The sequence below is a fragment of the Roseateles sp. P5_B10 genome, assembly GCF_056400485.1.
In genome coordinates, this window is the sequence record NZ_JBFULE010000903.1 from 1 (window position 1) to 2010 (window position 2010).

The window sequence follows — 2010 nt, forward strand, 5'->3', positions numbered from 1 at the left end:
CTCATATCCCTAGTTTGATCTAGGGGTGTAAATTTCTTTGACATTCAAAAACCCTCAACTTGAGGGGGGTGCGACAGTGCTTTTTCTTTCGCTCGCTGAATCCAAACGCCACGGCCGGGCGCTCCAAGGAAGCACCATCTACCCGTTTCCCTGGAGCCCGCCCATGTTCTTCGACCGCTTTCAGGAAATCAGCCCACTGATGATCCCGATCCTGTCGCTGCTGATTCCCATCGTCGCCATCGTGGCCCACTACCTGGGCAAGGCTCACACCGAGCGCCAGCGCCACGAGACCATCCGCGAGTTGGCCCGCGCCGGCCAGCCCATCCCGCCCGAGCTGCTGGGCGACGTGCAGGACAGCGACTGGCACCGCGCCAAGCGCGACCAGGCCAACCCCAACCGCATCCTCGTGCCAGCGGTCATCAACATCGGCGTCGGCCTGGGCTTGATGGGCATGTTCAACGCCATGATGCCGGGCGCCTGGCTCTGGAGCATCGGCCTGATTCCGCTGTTCCTGGGGCTGGGCCTGGCGGTGTACTGGGCCGTTGAACGCAAGCAGCAACCGCCGCAATCCCCGCAACCGTGACCTCCGGCGTCCCCGCCGCGCCGACCGAAGCGGTCCTGCAAGAGGATCGCCTGGTGGCCCGTGCCGCCGCCGGTGACCGCGCGGCCTTCGCCGCCCTCGTGCAGGCCCACCAGGGCTATCTGCGCAAGCTGCTCGGCCGCGTCTGCCGCGGCGACCAAGGCCGTGCCGACGACCTGGCCCAGGAAGCCTTCGTGCGTGCCTGGCGCGCCCTGCCCAAGTTCCGCGGCGAGGCGCGCTTTCGCACCTGGCTCACGCGGCTAGCCTATTCCGCGCTGTCGGCCGAACGGCCGGCTTTGTCTTTGGTGGACGACGCACCGCCGGAGCTGGGCGCACACAGCGACTTCGCCCCCCACCTCATTTCACTTAGCGACTGGCGCATCGACCTCGACCGCGCCATGGCCGATCTCAGCGAGCCCCAGCGCCACGCGCTGCTGCTCTGCTACGGCGCCGACCTCAGCCACGCCGAAGCGGCGCTGGTGCTGGGCTGGCCGCTCGGCACGGTCAAGACACAAGTGCTGCGCGCAAAGGCCAAGCTGCGCGCGCAACTGCAAGCATGGGAGCCCACGCCATGACGATTTCCACGAACCACGACAACGACGCTTCTTTTGATGACGTGCTGCGGGAGCAGATGCAGAACGGCACCGAGCCCGATGACGCTGGCTTCAGCCTGCGGGTGATGGCGGCGCTGCCATCCGGCGTCGCGCCGCAACAGCGCCGCTGGGCGCGGTGGGTCAGGCGAGCGCAATGGGTGGCGATCAGCATCGCGGCCTGCGGTGCCGCTGCGTTGCTTGCTGATGGGAACCGGCCGCTCGATACGCCGCATGTGCTGGCGGCCGTATCGCTGATAGGGCTGCTGATCTTCTGGGCGATCCCCAGCCGTTGGAGCCGGGGCTGACGCGCTACGGCCACTGAGGGTGGCCAAGAGCCTATGGCTACACTGGCGACGTCGAAAAAGGCAGGGTCGGTTTTTCGGTAAGCCCGACCCCTCTCTGACGAGAGCTCTGCTCCATGCATTGCATGAGAACCCACGACGAACCTCAGCGCCTTTCGCGCTGCGGGCTCGTCTGTGTGGCAAAGCGGGTGCCGACGGTGCTTCGCGTTGTGATCCGGTCGAGTCCATTTGACTCAAAGGACAAATCAATGCAACTCAACCACCTCGATCTCTCAGTGCCTGATGTGACCGCAGCCACCGCCTTTTTCGAGGCCGCCTTCGGCTTCACGTTGCGCCAGATCAAAGGCAACGACGGCATGGCGATCCTCGATGGTGAAGGCGGCTTCGTGCTCGTCCTCACCCGGGCGAAAGATGCCACCGAGCCGATGTATCCGAAGACCTTTCACATCGGTTTTCTGCTCGMTTCCGAGCAGGCCGTCATGAGCGCGCACGCACGGATGCTGGATGCAGGCATCGAACTCGCGCAGCCTCCGCG

The 2010-nt window shown here is 65.4% G+C and carries 4 protein-coding genes; all 4 read left to right on the forward strand.

Translation table 11 applies throughout. The features are described from left to right. Positions 1-163: 163 nt before the first annotated feature. Positions 164-583, forward strand: coding sequence for a DUF6249 domain-containing protein (locus AC1DU6_RS29050; RefSeq protein ID WP_056195572.1), 420 nt, complete (start codon positions 164-166; stop codon positions 581-583). Then, positions 580-1155, forward strand: coding sequence for an RNA polymerase sigma factor (locus AC1DU6_RS29055; RefSeq protein WP_477861413.1), 576 nt, complete (start codon positions 580-582; stop codon positions 1153-1155). The genes AC1DU6_RS29050 and AC1DU6_RS29055 overlap by 4 nt, the downstream gene beginning before the upstream one ends. After that, the gene (locus AC1DU6_RS29060) at positions 1137-1478 is read left to right on the forward strand and encodes a hypothetical protein (RefSeq protein ID WP_477861415.1); all 342 of its coding nucleotides are present in this window, start codon (positions 1137-1139) and stop codon (positions 1476-1478) included. The genes AC1DU6_RS29055 and AC1DU6_RS29060 overlap by 19 nt, the downstream gene beginning before the upstream one ends. A 245-nt stretch (positions 1479-1723) precedes the next feature. Next, the coding region (locus AC1DU6_RS29065; RefSeq protein WP_477861417.1) for a VOC family protein at positions 1724-2010 on the forward strand (287 nt) is incomplete at its 3' end.

Coding starts and splice junctions, on each gene's coding strand:
- AC1DU6_RS29050 (WP_056195572.1), top strand. CDS start 164: ATGTTCTTCGACCGCTTTCAGGAAATCAGCCCACTGATGATCCCGATC.
- AC1DU6_RS29060 (WP_477861415.1), top strand. CDS start 1,137: ATGGGAGCCCACGCCATGACGATTTCCACGAACCACGACAACGACGCT.